The sequence below is a fragment of the Gluconobacter sp. P1D12_c genome (genome assembly GCF_018812105.1).
Lineage (GTDB): Bacteria > Pseudomonadota > Alphaproteobacteria > Acetobacterales > Acetobacteraceae > Gluconobacter > Gluconobacter oxydans_A.
Window position 1 is genome coordinate 1 of record NZ_JACSIQ010000316.1, and the last position, 508, is coordinate 508.

Here is a 508-nt window from a genome sequence, read left to right on the forward strand (position 1 = left end):
GGCTGGGTCACATGATGTGCAATTGGCATCGCGAAACCGGTCATGTCATGAAATGCCGACCGATCGAAGGTTCGGTAGACATAACGCTTCATCAGGTGGGCCAGATGGGATCGACGGGTTTCGTCACGACGTCCGTAATGGGACCAGAGCCCAGGGGACAGGTCGAGCTGCCGCGCAACAAATGACAGAATGGGAGCCGGTGGTGTTTCACCAGATTCCAGCACCCGTCCCGGCCAGCGCATGTAGAGCATGACCATCGTGAAACCCAATCGGGAGGTTTCTCCGCGGCGGGTTGCGATCAGATCGAAGTCATCCTGGCTGAGTGTAAAATGTCTCGTGATCTCGCGATCATCGACAGAAGGCTCGTAATGTCGGGCGAGAGCTTCACGGGTCAGAAGACGGCGCCGCGCCATGATCGGATGTCTCCTTCATGTGTCCGGAAGGGGATCGTTGGACGGACTGTCCCGGACAAGTGCAACACGTCATGGAATACAGCCGTGTGCTGTGT

General features: G+C 57.3%; 1 protein-coding gene. It reads right to left on the minus strand.

What is annotated here, in order from left to right; translation table 11 throughout:
- Positions 1-413, minus strand: a 413-nt coding sequence (locus tag KP705_RS16950; RefSeq protein ID WP_215765111.1) for a DUF4158 domain-containing protein, incomplete at its 3' end; no start/stop codon positions are given.
- Positions 414-508 lie beyond the last annotated feature (95 nt).